General features: G+C 45.1%; 14 protein-coding genes. 5 read left to right on the forward strand and 9 right to left on the reverse strand.

Annotated features, from left to right (window positions below):
* The first annotated feature begins 90 nt into the window (after nucleotides 1-90).
* From leuS to moaA, 4 genes are all read left to right on the forward strand, one after another.
* Nucleotides 91-2973, forward strand: coding sequence for a leucine--tRNA ligase (leuS, locus tag NWE95_04635; protein ID MCW4003183.1), 2883 nt, complete (start codon nucleotides 91-93; stop codon nucleotides 2971-2973).
* A 282-nt stretch (nucleotides 2974-3255) separates the two neighbouring features.
* A complete protein-coding gene (gene moaC, locus NWE95_04640; GenBank protein MCW4003184.1) occupies nucleotides 3256-3753 on the forward strand; it encodes a cyclic pyranopterin monophosphate synthase MoaC in 498 nt (165 codons plus the stop codon).
* Between the two features lie 3 nt (nucleotides 3754-3756).
* Nucleotides 3757-4290, forward strand: coding sequence for a MogA/MoaB family molybdenum cofactor biosynthesis protein (locus NWE95_04645; protein MCW4003185.1), 534 nt, complete (start codon nucleotides 3757-3759; stop codon nucleotides 4288-4290).
* A 9-nt stretch (nucleotides 4291-4299) separates the two neighbouring features.
* Complete coding sequence (gene moaA / locus NWE95_04650) at nucleotides 4300-5235, forward strand: GTP 3',8-cyclase MoaA (protein MCW4003186.1); 936 nt, start codon at nucleotides 4300-4302, stop codon at nucleotides 5233-5235.
* Between the two features lie 37 nt (nucleotides 5236-5272).
* Here the strand turns inward: moaA and NWE95_04655 are convergent, their stop codons facing one another.
* Complete coding sequence (locus NWE95_04655) at nucleotides 5273-7360, reverse strand: SMC family ATPase (GenBank protein MCW4003187.1); 2088 nt, start codon at nucleotides 7358-7360, stop codon at nucleotides 5273-5275.
* Nucleotides 7357-8562 carry a DNA repair exonuclease gene (locus NWE95_04660; GenBank protein MCW4003188.1) on the reverse strand — a complete coding sequence of 402 codons (1206 nt, stop codon included), beginning with the start codon at nucleotides 8560-8562 and terminating at the stop codon, nucleotides 7357-7359. Before NWE95_04660 ends, NWE95_04655 begins: the two co-directional genes overlap by 4 nt.
* Before the next feature lie 148 nt (nucleotides 8563-8710).
* Between NWE95_04660 and NWE95_04665 the strand changes: the two genes are divergently transcribed.
* Nucleotides 8711-9535: a hypothetical protein gene (locus tag NWE95_04665; GenBank protein ID MCW4003189.1), complete on the forward strand. Its 825-nt coding sequence runs from the start codon at nucleotides 8711-8713 to the stop codon at nucleotides 9533-9535.
* A gap of 11 nt (nucleotides 9536-9546) precedes the next feature.
* On the opposite strand, the gene NWE95_04670 is transcribed toward NWE95_04665, so the two are convergent.
* The 7 genes from NWE95_04670 to NWE95_04700 form a co-directional block, all read right to left on the reverse strand.
* Nucleotides 9547-9714, reverse strand: a complete 168-nt coding sequence (locus NWE95_04670; protein MCW4003190.1) for a hypothetical protein — start codon at nucleotides 9712-9714, stop codon at nucleotides 9547-9549.
* 107 nt (nucleotides 9715-9821) lie between these two features.
* Complete coding sequence (gene rpsJ / locus NWE95_04675; protein MCW4003191.1) at nucleotides 9822-10130, reverse strand: 30S ribosomal protein S10; 309 nt, start codon at nucleotides 10128-10130, stop codon at nucleotides 9822-9824.
* Nucleotides 10131-10365: 235 nt separating this feature from the next.
* Entirely contained in the window at nucleotides 10366-11043 is a 678-nt protein-coding gene (locus tag NWE95_04680) for a metal-dependent hydrolase (protein MCW4003192.1), read from the reverse strand.
* Between the two features lie 206 nt (nucleotides 11044-11249).
* Nucleotides 11250-11456, reverse strand: coding sequence for a hypothetical protein (locus tag NWE95_04685; GenBank protein MCW4003193.1), 207 nt, complete (start codon nucleotides 11454-11456; stop codon nucleotides 11250-11252).
* Nucleotides 11453-12262: a hypothetical protein gene (locus NWE95_04690; protein ID MCW4003194.1), complete on the reverse strand. Its 810-nt coding sequence runs from the start codon at nucleotides 12260-12262 to the stop codon at nucleotides 11453-11455. Before NWE95_04690 ends, NWE95_04685 begins: the two co-directional genes overlap by 4 nt.
* Before the next feature lie 74 nt (nucleotides 12263-12336).
* Nucleotides 12337-14040, reverse strand: coding sequence for an oligosaccharide flippase family protein (locus NWE95_04695; GenBank protein ID MCW4003195.1), 1704 nt, complete (start codon nucleotides 14038-14040; stop codon nucleotides 12337-12339).
* Between the two features lie 104 nt (nucleotides 14041-14144).
* Nucleotides 14145-15128 (reverse strand): Gfo/Idh/MocA family oxidoreductase, encoded by a 984-nt coding sequence (locus NWE95_04700; GenBank protein ID MCW4003196.1) that lies wholly within the window; start codon nucleotides 15126-15128, stop codon nucleotides 14145-14147.
* Between the last annotated feature and the right edge of the window lie 15 nt (nucleotides 15129-15143).

The raw sequence follows: 15143 nt of genomic DNA on the forward strand, positions 1-15143 counted from the left end.
TTATTGCTTAAAAAACCAATCATTTCGTAATTCCGCCTCTTAAGTGAAAAGCAAAACTCTTAATAGCTTAGGCTTTAATCAAAAGGTTTCATGAGCCAAACCAATCAAATGGAGCAAAAATGGCAAGCCAAATGGGAAGCCGCACACATTTTCGAAGCTGACCCAGACCCAAAAAGACAGAAAATAATGGTGACTTTTCCTTATCCCTACATGAACGGGCCTTTGCACGTTGGACATGCGTTCACTGCTTCCCGTGTAGACGCTTATGCGCGGTTCAAGCGAATGCAGGGTTACAATGTTCTTTGGCCGTGGGGTTGGCATTGGACAGGACAGCCATTGTTGGGTGCCAGTCAACGTGTTGCCAGAGGCGACGAAGCCTACATCAAAGTGCTTCGAGAGGTTGACGGCGTGCCAGAGGCGGAGCTTGAAAAGTTTGTTGATCCATTGTATATGGCTCAGTATTACACTAACGAGGGCAGATTAGTAGCAAAAAGCATCGGTTTCTCAGTGGATTGGCGGCGTGAATTCACCACGGTAATGCCGACTTATCAGAAGTTTATTGAGTGGCAGTACAAGAACCTCAAAGAAAAAGGCTATGTGACTCGTGGAACGCATCCTGTGGTTTGGTGCCCCAAAGACCAAAGCCCAACTGGCGACCATGACCGTCAAGTCGGTGAAGGCGTAACGCCTGAAGAGTATACGCTAATCAAGTATAAGCTTGATGAGAAAACATTTTTGCCGGCGGCAACTTTCCGTCCTGAAACAATCTATGGAATAACTAACATGTGGATTAACCCTGACGCCACTTATGTTGAAGCGTCTGTGAACGGTGAGAAATGGATAGTTAGTCAAGAAGCCGCTGAAAAACTTAAAGAGCAAGAGCGAAAAATTGAGATAAAACGTTCATTTAAGGGCAAGGAGCTCATCGGCAAAACCTTTGAAAATCCTATAACTAAGGGCAAGTTTCCGATTTTGCCAGGCTGGTTTGTTGACCCTAAAACTGCTACAGGAGTGGTTTATAGTGTTCCAGCGCATGCACCATACGATTGGTTGGCGCTTAAGGACTTGCAGGAAAAGCCAGCTGTTCTTTCACAGTTCGGTGTGGACCCAACAGTTGTAGAGCACATTAAACCCATTTCAATCATCAAAGTTGAAGGATTCGGTGAGTTCCCAGCAGTTGAAATCGTTGAGCAGATGGGCATTAAAGACCAAAATGACCCGAAAGCGGATGAAGCCACTAAGGAGTTGTACAAGAAAGAGTTCCATGGCGGAGTGCTAAAAGAGAACTGTGGACCTTACGCTGGCAAGACTATTCGAGAAGCCAAGGACGCGCTTATTGCCGATTTTCGCAAGCTCGGCGTTGCCGACAGCATGTACGATTTGCCTGAGGCTGTGGTTTGCCGTTGCATGACTCCGTGCATTGTTAAGATTCTCTCTGACCAGTGGTTCCTCAACTATTCCGACGAGGAGTGGAAGAGCAAAGCCAAAGAAGTGGTGGCTCAGATGGCGATTTATCCTGATTCTGCCAAGCCATGGTTTAACACGGTGATTGATTGGCTTCGTGAGTGGGCTTGTGCCCGAACGACGGGTTTTGGAACGCCACTGCCTTGGGGGAAAGGCTGGATTATTGAAACGCTAAGCGATTCTACAGTTTACATGTCATTTTACACTGTAAACAAACACATCAGACAAAATAACATTAAGCCTGAATCGTTAACTCCTGAAGTCTTTGATTATATTTTCTATGGAAAAGGGGAACGTGAAAAGCTTTCAGCGGAAGTCGGCATTAGTGCAGACGTGTTGGATGAGATGCGTAAAGAATTCTTGTATTGGTATCCCTTTGATTTGCGGAACTCTGCCAAAGAGCTTGTGCCAAATCATTTGACTTTTTGCATTTTCCATCACGCGGCGCTGTTTCCGCCTCAACATTGGCCCAAAGCCATCGGTGTTAACGGCATGCTTATGGTTGAAGGGCAAGGAATGCACAAGAGCAAGGGCAATTTCGTTACGATGAAGGGTGCGGTTGAGAAGTATGGTGCTGATGCTACTCGTTGCGCATTGCTGTTGGGTGCTGAGGGCATGGATGACCCTGATTGGCGTGCAGAAAACGTCAGGGATTTGCAGAGCAAGTTTGAGGGGTTGCTGAGTTTTGTTAGCGGCGTACTAGCATCTGCAAAAAGGGAAGAGAACACGCCGTTGGAGCGGTGGTTGCAGAGCAGGCTTCAGTACCGAATTAAATTGGTTACTGAAAGTTTGGCTGAGCTTAAGACTCGAACTGCTTTGCAGGTTGCTTTGTTTGAGACGTGGAATGATTTACGCTGGTACATACAACGCAAAGGCAACACTGAAGCGAAAGCGCTTGGTTGGGCGGTGAAGGTTTGGCTTAGGTTGCTTGCGCCGTTTGCGCCTTTCCTTTGTGAGGAGCTTTGGAGCCAAACTGGTGAGCAAGGTTTCATCAGTGTTGCTTCGTGGCCTGTGTTTGATGCTGGTAAGGTGGATGTGGCTGCTGAGGAGCAGGAGAACTTGGTTGTTGATGTAATGTCTGATACAACCAACATTTTGAAGGCGATGAAGATTGCGCCAAAACGCATTTGCTACTTTACTGCCGCACCATGGAAGTGGCAGGTTTACCTTAAGGTTTTAGAGAAGGCTGTGGCTGGTGAGGCTAAAATTAGCGAGTTAATGAGAGAATTCGCTTCTGCACCTGACTTGAAACCTCACATGAAGGATGTTGCAGGCATTGTTCCAAGGATACTAAAGAATTTAACTAAAGTGTCTGGTGAACGGAAAATTAACATGCAAAAAATTGGGGCTGTTGATGAAAAAGCAATTTTGCAAGATGCAGTTGGCTTTTTGCGGGAACGATTCAACGCTGAAGTGTCAGTGTATGGCGAGAACGATAAAGAACGCTATGACCCAAAGCATCGTTCGGTGATGGCTATGCCGTATCAACCAGCAATCTACGTAGAATAATTGCGCTACGGCACTGAGTTTGAGGGCACATGCAATTTTTTTCTATAGCCCCCCTATTATATAGGCGCTATGTTGTAAAAGTTTTTGTTGCTCTGCCATAGACCCTATCCCCCTATATAAAGTAGCGATTTCAACATTCTTTTGTGCTGGTTTTGCGCCAATAGCACCTACCCCCTATAGGTTTCTGCATAGATATCCTAATAGGATACAAATATGCCCACAAAAGCTAAACGATAACTTCTCTATGCTTTCTTTGTACCCAACATATAACTGCATTAATGAATAAAAGCAAGAAAAACCAAGTATTCAAAGGAACATAACGCTGTCAGGAAGGAAACCAAGTTGGCTATGGTTGATGTCTCGGGAAAATCACAGATTTTCAGAGAAGCCTCTGCGTCTGGAACTATAAAGTTGAAAGCTGAAACAATTGATTTGATAAAAAAAGGCAAAATTGCCAAAGGTGACCCCCTCTATACTGCGAAGATTGCGGGTGTGCTTGCTGCCAAAAAAACAAGCGAATTAGTTCCGCTATGTCATCCGTTGCCATTGACTAACGTGGAAGTGGACGTTAAAGTTTCAGACAAGTTTACTGTTGAGGCTTCAGCCACAGTTAAAACCAAAGCTCAAACAGGCGTGGAGATGGAAGCGTTAACAGCGGTCTCGGTGGCTTTGCTGACGGTTTGGGACATGACTAAGCAGTATGAAAAAGACTCAGAAGGGCAATACCCCTCAACAAGCATTGGCAACATTCATGTTGTACGCAAGTTCAAGCAGGTGTAAGCGATGAGTGAAACTTCTAAACAGCACAAAGCCAAAGCAGCTAAAAAATTGAATTTCGGTATCTACATCTGTAGCACCTCACGCTACAACCAAATGGAAAAAGGCGAACCAGTGGCGAGCGATGTTTCTGGTGACACTTTGGTTGAAATGCTAAAGGGCGCTGGACACAAAGTCTTGTTCAAAAAAATTATCGCTGACAACGAAACCATGATTCAAGACGCTGTCATGTACGTTTTAGGCTTGCCTGAATTAGACGTTGCAATCTTTTCAGGCGGCACAGGCATAACGCCTACCGATATTACGATTGAAACGGTTTCGCCCTTTTTTGATAAGACCTTGCCAGGGTTTGGCGAATTCTTCAGGCGCATAAGCTATGACAGGGTCGGTTCTGCCGCGGTTATGTCCCGCGCTACTGCAGGGGTTGCTAAGGGTAAAGCGTTGTTTTGTATCCCAGGTTCCCCTGACGCTGTTAAAGTTTCGGTCGAAATGCTTATTTTGCCCGAGGCTCCTCACATCGTTAAGCACGCACGGGAATAACGGGGAAAAATGAGTTTAAAAGATAACTGTGGCAGACCTCTACTTAATCTTCGAATTTCGATAACCCAGCGGTGCAACAATCAATGTGTATATTGCCACAGGGAAGGTGAAGTGCAACGTGCCAACCGCTCAGCAGAGAAAATGACAGCCCAAGAAATCGTGCGCATAGCCAAAATCGCCATCGGTTTGGGCATTTCTAGGGTAAAGTTAACTGGCGGAGAACCGCTCATGCGAAAAGATCTCCCGGAAATCATCGCGGGCATAGCGGCAGTGCCAGGCTTGAGGGATTTGTCGTTAACTACTAATGGGTTGTTGCTTGGCGGAGGTATGGCTAAAAAACTACGCGAAAGCGGTCTTAGGCGAGTAAACATCAGCTTGCCTTCATTGAATCAAGGGACATACCGAAAGGTGTCAGGCGGAAAGCTAGAAGATGCATTGGCAGGCGTGAGCGCTGCTATTGAGGCAGGTTTTTGCCCAGTGAAACTCAACATGGTCGTCTTAAAAGACGTTAATGTCAATGATGTGCCTGAAATGATAGAGTACGCTGGACGCAACAGCGTGGTTTTACAACTCATTGAACTTGACCCCATAAACGTTAGCGACAAGTACTACTCAGCGCATCACCGCAGTTTAGACGAGCAAGAGGCAATGCTCAAAGAGAAAGCTGTTAGTGTGGAGAAGAGACCGTTTATGCATAACCGTCTCATCTACCATTTGCCAAACGCAACCGTTGAGGTTGTAAAACCCATCGAGAACAGTGATTTTTGCATGCACTGCACTCGCATGCGCGTCACCAGTGATGGCAAATTAAAGCCATGTTTAATGAGAAACGACAATCTAACAGATATTTTGACGCCGATTCGAAAGGGAGCAAGCGACGAGCAATTAAGAGAATTGTTTATCAATGCCAACTCGTTAAGAGAGCCATATAATAAGACTGAGTAAAAGTAGCTTTAGAAAGTTAAAAAACATCAAGCTACCATTATTTCTCGATTGAGATTTTGCTGATTCCAGCCTCTTTCTCTAAAACCACAACGTGTTCAGCCTTGGCTGCAAACGCTTCACTGTGCGTTACAGCGATTATTTGTTCGATTGCTTTGAATCTGCTGATGGCTTCAGCTAACCTCTCTATGCTGCCATCTTCACTGCCCAAGTTTTCAGTAGGCTCATCTAGCACCAGTATGCTCAAGCCATGCCCAGTTCTCGACTGCATAATAAGTTGCCCCAAGCCTAAACGGTAAGCAAATGCCAGAAGCGTCCGTTCACCACCAGAGAGGTTGCTTACTTCGCGGTCAACGCCACTTTCGTTCTTCACGTAAGGCGTGTAACTCTCATCGATAACCACGTTTAGCAACGGTGCTTCTCCACCAACCAAACTATCAAGCACCTGCTGAACAAAATTACGCAAAACCTTCACAAACTCAGCCCGAAGCTTAGGCTGAATACTACGATAAGCATCACGAATAGCACCCAAAACATCCAAAGTTCGGCGAATCTTTTCGACCCGTTCAAGCTTTTGCTGTGCGATGTTGATGCGTTCGCTGATGTCATCCAAGCGTCTTTGAACATCTTTTTTGCGGTTTTCCTTGGTGCGCAAATCTGATTCTAAAGCATAAAACTGCTTGACCGCTTGTTCTTTGCAATCCTTTGCAACTTGAACCGCTGTCAAATCAAATTTGGCGATTTCAAACTGCACAGCTTCTAATTGCGAACGAAAATCTGCTTCAAGCTTGCGCTGTTCTTCTAACTCGCTTGCTAAACTTTTGAGGTTATTCTCCTCTTCAATTATTCTCAACTTGACATCGTCAGCTTTAGTAATGCATGTCTGCAAACTAGAGAAAGCTTCCGACGCTAAAGACTTTGATTGTTGCAAACTGGAAATTTGAGAACCTAATTGACCAATTATCCTTTCTCGCTCTGCATTCTCCTGCTTTATTCGCTCAAGCAAGCCTGTCTTGTACTCGCCAGTTAAGGGCTGAATACAAAGTGGGCACTCGCTCTTCTCAGCTAAGGACACTGCTCTTTTCTGGTCAGTCTGCAAACTGCGCGAAGTAGCTTCTTGCTCAGCTTTTAAGCTACTAATCTTGTCATCAAAAGCCGCTAAGCTTGCACCTAACTGTTCAAGCGACTGGTTAGTAGGCAATCCTGCTTGCTCAAGCTTACTAAGGCAAAGTTTCATCTGGGAATCCAGCGAGTTCTGGCGCTGACGCAGGTTATCCACGATACTTTTTTTGCCCTCTATGCGCTGGGTTAAAGAAGCCAAGGTTGTAGCCATATTTGCAATGTTAGCGAGGAGCTTTGCTTCTTTTCGTTTAAGTTCTTCCACAGCCAGTTTTCTCTCTTCCAACCGCTTTAGCTTCAAATCTGCTTCATCCAATGCCCTCTTAGTAACAGCTAGTTTCTGTGTTGAATTCTCCAAATCCATCTCTAAGAGTGCGAATTCCTCGCTTGCCCTGTTGTATTCGGCGCTGAGTTTTTCTAAACTGTTGACATCCGGGTCTTTCTCGTAAACCCTCTTCTCGGTCTCAAAGTCCCGCTGGTACTGTGCAATGTTGCTCCAAGCTACTTCGTAATCAGACAAACCAAATAGCTCATCTAAGCGTCTTTGCCTGTCGCGTGGTGCCGCATCAAGCAGTTCTTTTAGATGTTCTTGTCTAAACCAAACGATTTCGCGGTAAAGGTCTCTGTCCAAGCCAGTAATTGCCTTGAACTGTTCGTTTATGGCTTCGGTTTTCATGCTGGCAACAAGCTTATCGTTCTCGTAGAGTTTGAGGGCTTCAAAGTCCTGACTGATTCCTTTGCCTTTTCTTTTTAGACCACGAATTAGTTTGTAGGTGTTGCCGTTTTGGGAGAACTGAACCGTGACTCGGCATGCGTCAGCTCCCTCACGTAAAAGATACTCAAAACTTCTACTAATTGAGTCGCCGAAAAAGGCAAAATCAATTGCATAGAGAACGCTTGATTTTCCGCAGCCTAATCCGCCAACAAGACAGTTAAACCCTCGGGTAAAGGGTACTGTTGATTTGACGTGGCTTCGGATGTTTTCTAGCTGGACGATTTCAATCTTCATCGGATCAACTCCTCGATTGTTTGCTTGACCTTCTCGTCCTGCTTGCGAGTTAAAGGCTCGATAAGGCTGAGTGCGCCACGAGCGATTTTATCCGCTTCTTCGCGTCCGTAACGCTCCATAAATATTTGCAAGAAATACTCAAAAGATTTGGTTTTTATATCCTTGAATTCGCTCTCAAAAATCGAGCGTACAATCTCGTCTGCAACGGCTGTTTCCTTTAGCAGCACGATTGGGTGGACAAGCAGGGCTTTTTCAGCAGCATTTCGGATTTTTCCAATGTCGATTTCTCCCCTGTTTGCTTCTGCTGGCAATGTGCCTTTCAAAAGCGGAATCAGCACTGCTCCATCTGAGTCAGCGTCTTTGACCATTTGAGCGGCTAACTCGGTGATTTTTGCGGATGGCATCCCAGAGAAGTCTTCTTCGATAATTACGAATTTGCGACCAGCCGTTAACGCTATAAATTCTGGTTTCACCTGCCCTTTTTCGTTGACATGCACGTGGTAGAAGCCTTTGGTGCATTTGGCTTCCCTGTAATCAGCCGTTTCAGTGCAGCCGCTATAAGCCAAATAGCCAGTTTTGAACTTGTCCAAATAATGCTCGTGCACATGTCCAGCCGCATAATAACAGAAGCCTTCAGGCAACTGTTCAGGAGAAATCTCTGCTTCTATGTAAGGTGGTTTAACGCTTGGTAAATCCACAGCGCCGTGGAAAACAAAAATGTTAGCGATTCCATCTTTCGGTGTCGGCGGATTTTCTGCAAAGAATTTTGGCAGTGCTTCTTGAGTTCTGTGTCTGTTATGGTAGTTTGGTATGCCGTAAACGTAGCAGCAGTCTGTTTTTTGCCAGCATGCGCCAGTGTGCCTTGGCAGGTGATGTATTAATCCTGCGCTGTCAAGCGGATAGAGAATTGTGCTGGTTATTGTGTTAGGTGCAGAATCGTGTGAACCGTCAACGGTTAAGACTGGAATGTTGGCGTCTTTGAGCCGCTTGAAGGTTCGAATCGTATTCTCTAAGGTGACGTTTGAGGGTCTTGCATGATGGAACAGGTCACCTGCGATTATCATGAAGTCAGGTTTTAGCCCGATTGTTTTGTCCACGAGTTCTTGGAATGCTTTGTCGAAGTCTTGCCTTCTTGCCTCTAAGCCGTACTGCGAATAGCCCAAGTGCAGGTCTGAAGCGTGGACAAAGCTAAACGGCTTCAAGTTGGCTGCGGCTCCCTCATGTTTCCCTTCCTTTGCTGTTATGGTTTGGTTGTTTTAAAGGGTTTATGCTAATCTGAGTTTTTGGGGGAAAATTAGGGAAAAATATAAACCTCAATGGTGCGCCTTACTTTGCAAGGCGCAGGCTCTCATGAACTGCCAAGTGTGTGCACAAGAAACCATGATGCCGTTTCGTTGTCCATTTTGCGGTGGACAGTTTTGTAGTGTACACCGTTTACCTGAAAGTCATGCGTGCCCCGGAATTGCTGCTGCTCGTGCTCAGAAGCGTGAGCAGGTGATGACGCAACAAGGGTATAATTCTTATAATTACAGTTACGTTTTTGGTCAGCAGCCGTTTAAGCGGCAGTATCGGGTTAACTTTAGTCAAAAAGAGGTTAAGCACATAGCGGTTGCGGCTTTGCTGGTTGTGGGCATTGGTTTTTCAATCGGGTTTTATGGCAACTTTTTTGGTGGTTTCAGTTTTACATGGACTTTAGGTATGATGGCTTTTTTTGCGGTTGTGATGGTGGCGTCTTTTTTAACCCATGAAATAGGCCATAAAATTATGGCTCAAAAGCGGGGTTTGTGGGCTGAGTTTCGTTTGACGACTTGGGGTGCAGTTTTGACGTTTGCTTCGATTTTTCTGCCGTTTCGGATGATTGCTCCTGGTGCTATGATGATTGGAGGGACGCTACAAAAGAGGGATGATTTGTTAAAGATTTCTCTAGCGGGGCCAATCACTAATCTTGTTTATTCAGTAGTGTTTGTCGGGTTAGCTTTCATATTGCCTATAAGTCTAGAATGGGGATTGGTCTTTCTTTTCTGTGCCTACATTAACGCTTTTATGGCGCTGTTTAATCTGATTCCGTTCGGCGTCTTGGATGGCTATAAGATTTTTAGTTTGAATAAAAAACTTTGGGCTTTGGTCTTTGTTCCCAGTCTTGTTTTGACGATAATTACTTTCTTGTTTATCTAAAAATACGGTGTTTATTCGCCTCTTACGAAAAGTAGGTAGTGGTTGACGGTGTAGTTGTAGGTTCCGCCCATGCCCGCTGCACTGTAAGTGTGGAGTTTCCAGCCTTGTTTTTCCCATTCTTGGATTGCTTGGCCGATGTGTTCGTGGTGTCCGACGATTATGCATCGCCATTCTTTCATTGTTTTCACCTCTGTGGTGTTTGAGTTTGCGGTGGGTTGATTTAAGGTGTTTGCTAAGATGGTTTGAAGAATGAAAAGGTTGGTTGAAAATTAGTTTGTTTGGATGTTTAGATAAGTTCGATGGTTACATGGACTTCTTCTGGTACACGGATACGCATGATTCTTCGCATGACGCGTTCCTCACTGTCGATGTCGATTAGGCGTTTGTGGATGCGCATTTCCCATTTGTCCCATGTTGCGGTGCCTGAGCCTGAGGGTGCTTTGAGAACTGGGACTTTGAGTCGTTTAGTTGGTAGCGGTACTGGACCGTTCATTTTCACGCCTGTTTTTTGTGCTATGCTTTTGAGTTCTCCGCAGACGTCTTCTAGTTTGGTGTAGTCTGTGCTTGTGAGGCGTATTCGTGCTTTTCTAACCATGTTGGTCCATCAATCCATTGTTTTTGGTTTTAATATATGTTGGTGTTCACTATCACATTTAAGCGGGAGATATAAGCGTATCGTCTTTGTTTTTTCTAGTTGTTGTTGAGTAGACCCCTCCCCCGTTACAACAACAAGCAGTGCTTGATGCCAGAACGTTGTGTTTTGTCTTCTGCGTTTGTTTTGGGTTGAAAGCTGGTTGTGGAGTTTGTGCAAGCAGTTGTCAATAGTTCTGTTAGGTTTTTGTGCTGTTGCCGTTTGCGGTTGCGGTTTTTTGTGGTATGCTTTGTTGTTTGAACATGTTTGAGAGAGTTTTTAGCACTGCTATACAAAAAAGTACAAGGTAGAAGAGGTGTGCAAACGCAAGCAGCGGTACAGTTAAGAGCAATGGTTGCGTAAATGGGTAGCCGATTGTGCTCGGCAAAAGAACCGTCACAATCGGGATAATCAGGACAAGGTTTGTTTTATCGGCTCTAAAGAAGACTCTCCAGTCGCCCGTTTTGTACAAGACAGCGGTTGCAGCAAGAAACAGGATAAGTTCGAGTGCTATGTTTACTGGGCTGAAAATGTTAATGTAAATTGATGATATCTCGTTGAGTCCGAATTCGGTTGTTGAAAGAGGCCAGAGCAGTTGCAGTTGTCCAGCAATTAGGAAGTCAGCTATTGCTGCATGGGATATTAGGGCTAAGAAGTAGGGGACTGCTTTTTTGCGGTAAATAGTGAAGAGTGGAATGAAAACGATAAGCGCAACTACTATGGAGTGGGTTGGTCCCCTATGTATTTCCGAGTGAGTTAAAAAGTCATAGATTATGTCTGCGTCAGGCAGTAAAGAGAGAACCAATAGCGCAGGTATGTTTGGTTTTACATGCAGTAGTTTTGCGGAGCCTTTACCTAGCAGATAAGCGATTGCCATGTGTCCGACAGCGAACGAAGCAGTGTTCCTCCTTTAGACTCCAAAAATCAACTTCTATTCTGCTATTAAGTGTATGGGTATAGTTGGGGTCAAGTTTAGGTGAGCGTTAGTCGCAACACGGCTGGTTGCCAGAAAAACTAACGAACACACGGCAGCCTGATTGAGAGAATCTGCTTGCATATAACAGCGGTTTTACTGCACAAGCTTCAAGAAATGTTCATAATTCGCATGACAACTGTGACAGAAAAAGCTACGCCGCATCCGATGGCGCTTAACCGCAGAAGGCGCTTGTCAAGTAGAATCCTCGCTGAATACTCTGGACTGGAGAGTATCAATTCGGAGGCAATTAAGAGTATGATAGCGGTGACCGCAAGCCAGAGGCTAACATCAGCTATCGAAAGAGGAAACATCATTGACTACCACCTACAAAGTTAAAGGTCGCATTCACCCCACAAATGTTCGGCGACAGCACCTGTTCGCTAATGACAACCATCTTTTGGGAAGTCTTGGCTAGCGCGCTGGCAACAGCGCTTACCACGGGGCAACCTAATATGTTGACGCTCTTAAGAGGCGGCTGAGCATGATAGAGGCTTTCATAAACGATACCAGTCGCTTTGAAAACTGCTCCGTTCTCAGTGAGTTTTAAGTCAGCGGTTTTAGCTAAAGTGAAAACGTCAGTAAGTAGGCGAGGCAAAACCTCGGCAAGCTCTTGGAGACTAATCTTGCTAAAGTCAAGTTGCACCTGTTTTTCCATCTGTGCTAAGAGCCCAGCACCTGGCGAGATGATGAATATTCCTTGACTTCTTGTTGAGAGGAATTTTCCTTGAGCTAATTCGTCAACTGAGGGCGTTCCATTCAAGGATGGAGCTGAAATGAAAACAACTGGTTCCTTTAGCGTTTTGAGGTAGTCTGGCAGGGAGACATCTCTGGGGTAAGCTGGAATGTAGTATCCTTGCTTGGTGAACGTTAAATCGTTAACCATTCTGTCGATTGTGGTGTAAGTTGATTCTGCGGTGCTATCAAGAAGGATACCCTCAACATACCTGTTGCTTCTTGTAAGGGCGAAGATGGCACCCCAAAATGTAAACCCCAATCCGATAAAAGCGATGACCTGTTGTTCAAGGAACACTGCAAAAACAAGCAAGAGAACCCCAATGGCTAGAAATACACCTGCAATCGCGCCTGCAGGGTTAACTCTTTTAGGTATTTTCGGCATCACAAATTAATCCCTTTAACTAACAATGAAAAAAGTTTAATGGAAATATGAAAAGCGTTATCTCAAGTTTATGAGCCTTATTTGCCGTTGGTTAAGAGTTTCTTGGCAACGTTAACTCGGCAAATACACATTTTACTCATAAACAGCAGGGGCAAGCTCAAAATCTTTGAAATTATGCCCAGCCCCGAAAACATGGCTCTGAAATTTTCAATATCCGTCTGGTTGATGGCTCCAAGAAGAGGAGCAGAAGCCAAGTAAACCAGCAGAAAGACTACAAAGCCAGCAACGAGCATAACGCTCCACGGAATAGCGTTGAAAAAGCTGATGAATAGAAAAGTTGCCGCTGAAGCAAGCGCCGATGCAGCAAAAATCTTTGCTGAAATGTTGAAATCTGCCTTAACATGGTAGTGTCTCCAAATCCAAATAAGCCCCCAAGCCACGTTAGGAGTGGTTGCGATAATCGAACCGATTTGACCGCCAATCACCGCAAAATACGCTGATGCCTGAAGGTTTCCGCCGCCCAGCGAATAGAAGTATGCTACCATAAGGTAAGCAAGCGGCAAACCCACAACCAAAGACAACAAGCTCTGCTTCATAACTTGATTTGTTTTCCCAATACCAGTCTGGAAAGTTCCTAAACTAATATTTCCCACTAAAACAAGCAAGTTAACCAAGCTTGAGAGAACCAAAAAAGTAGGCGCAAACGGAAACTTGGGTTCCGCATTAACAACAAACAATGATTGCAGTATGCCCTCTTTTGGAAACAGAGTGTTAACAAGCGGAGTTGACAGAGAAACCAAAATCATCGTTGCAGGCACAAGAAGCACAGCGGTATACTTGACTGATGAAGCAAAAACTGTCTTGACCAAATCTGGCTCTTTTTCAGGATTAATTTTGGAAAAAACTGGAAACAAAGCTGTCGCAACAGGAAAAGAAACAAACGTTAAAAGAACTGAAAAGTAGCTGGCGGCATAATAATTGCCCATCATCCACTCGCCTGCGTAAGCAGCCATGGAAAAAGCAAAAACCTGAGGCAGAACACCAACAACAATGGTTGATACTGTGAGTGGTAATCCAAACTTTAACATCGGCTTTAAAGTTTGTTTTATGTCGCACTCGCCAACTTTGCACTTACGCAACGGTCGAAAGAACGAGAAATACACAATAAGCATAGCGATGGCAGCCCCTGCAAGAGCAGAACCCACCGTCGCATAAACGGCACCGAACACTCCAAAACCAAGAACAATTAGAAGCGGACCAAGAGCAGTCTTCACTATAGCTTGAAAAATCTGCGTGAAACTGTTGAACTTCATTCGCTCAAAACCAACAAAAATGCCTCCAGCCGCCGCAAGCAGAGCCCCCGCGAAAATCGACAGCGACAATATGGATATGTAAACTGAGAGTTCCCCTGCTTTTTCCGCGCTAAGAATTAAAGCTAAAGGCTGAGCAACAGCAAAACAAACCAGCGACAGCACTGCACCACTAATAACCTCAAAGACAACGCCTGAGAGGATAACATCATGAATTTGCGAATCTTTACCTGCTGCCCTCAACCCAGCAATCTGCTGAGTTAAAGCAGAGTTAACTCCCCAGTCCCTAAAGAAATTGATGATAGAAGCAGGAATTAACGCCATGCCGTACAAGCCAAGTTCATCGACTTGGAGAAGCCCGGCTAAAATCAGGGTGCCGATGGCCATGATGACAGTGGAGCCAGCTACGCCGATTAACAGGTGGAAGCTTCCTGTAGCTGAAGATTTACCCATCTCTAAAGCTTTGTCCATGGCGCAGGTACCGACTTTTCAATATTAGATATGTTCAGATTCTTATACACTTTGGCATTGTTAGAGTTCCATGAATTTTCTTGGCGCTCGCAGAACACGCATTGCTACACGATAATTTGGTTTTTATAAGCCTTTGATATAGCTTCCAAATCCCTCAGCCCATCCAACCCAGTCGGCGACGGTTCTTCATCGTTGATCAAGCAGTCAACAAAATACTGAAGCTCATCGAAATGAGGCTGAGTAAAAGAGTTGATGCCTCTAGTCAACATCTGATAAAGATTGGATATGGTACTTGGAGGCATATGCTCAACTGAAACATGTTTAACGCTTCCCAAGAAATCTACCTTAAACAAGTACTCCTGCGAAAACCAACCCACATTGATTGCGGCAACTGACCCCGACGCAAACCTTGCAAGGCACATCGCTGAATCCTCAAAATGCATATTGAACCTGTACCCGAACTGGCTTTTGATGTCCACGACTTCACCAAACAACCACCTCAGCAGGTTAATCACGTGACAGCCCAAATCCATCAGGGCTCCGCCACCTGTCAGCTCCGTGTTGAACCACCAGTCAGGAACAGGAACAGGCGTGTGGTCGTCTGCTCTGTGGAAAAAGGGTCCCGAACTTATGTAGGTTGCATGAGCGTTCTCCACGTTGCCGAGTAAGCCGTTTGCCATATCCTCCTTGACTTTAAGGAACTTTTTATTAAACCGCAAGGGGTAACCAAGCATCAGCTTAACCGAGTTGTGTTCAGCAACCGCGATGACTTCTTTTGCTTCCTCAACCGTAATAGCAATAGGCTTCTCCAGAAAAATATCCTTCTTAGCCTCAGCCGCTTGCCTTGCACATTTTAGATGAAGATGTGTCGGCAACGAAATCAAGACAGCGTCAACCTGCGAACCCGCGAGCATATCAGTGTAATCAACGAAAACTTTCTTTACACCGAGTTCTTTTGCCTTCTGCAAAGCCTTAGGCGAAGTGTCCGCTACAGCTTCAACCGTAGCGTTTTCAAGTTTTAGACCATGCTTTAGATGGAGCTGACCAACGAAGCCCAAACCAATGATACCTAACTTTACCTTCTGCACAAAAATCACCGTTAT

This window comes from Candidatus Bathyarchaeota archaeon (assembly GCA_026014725.1).
In the GTDB taxonomy this organism is placed as follows: Archaea; Thermoproteota; Bathyarchaeia; order Bathyarchaeales; family Bathycorpusculaceae; genus Bathycorpusculum.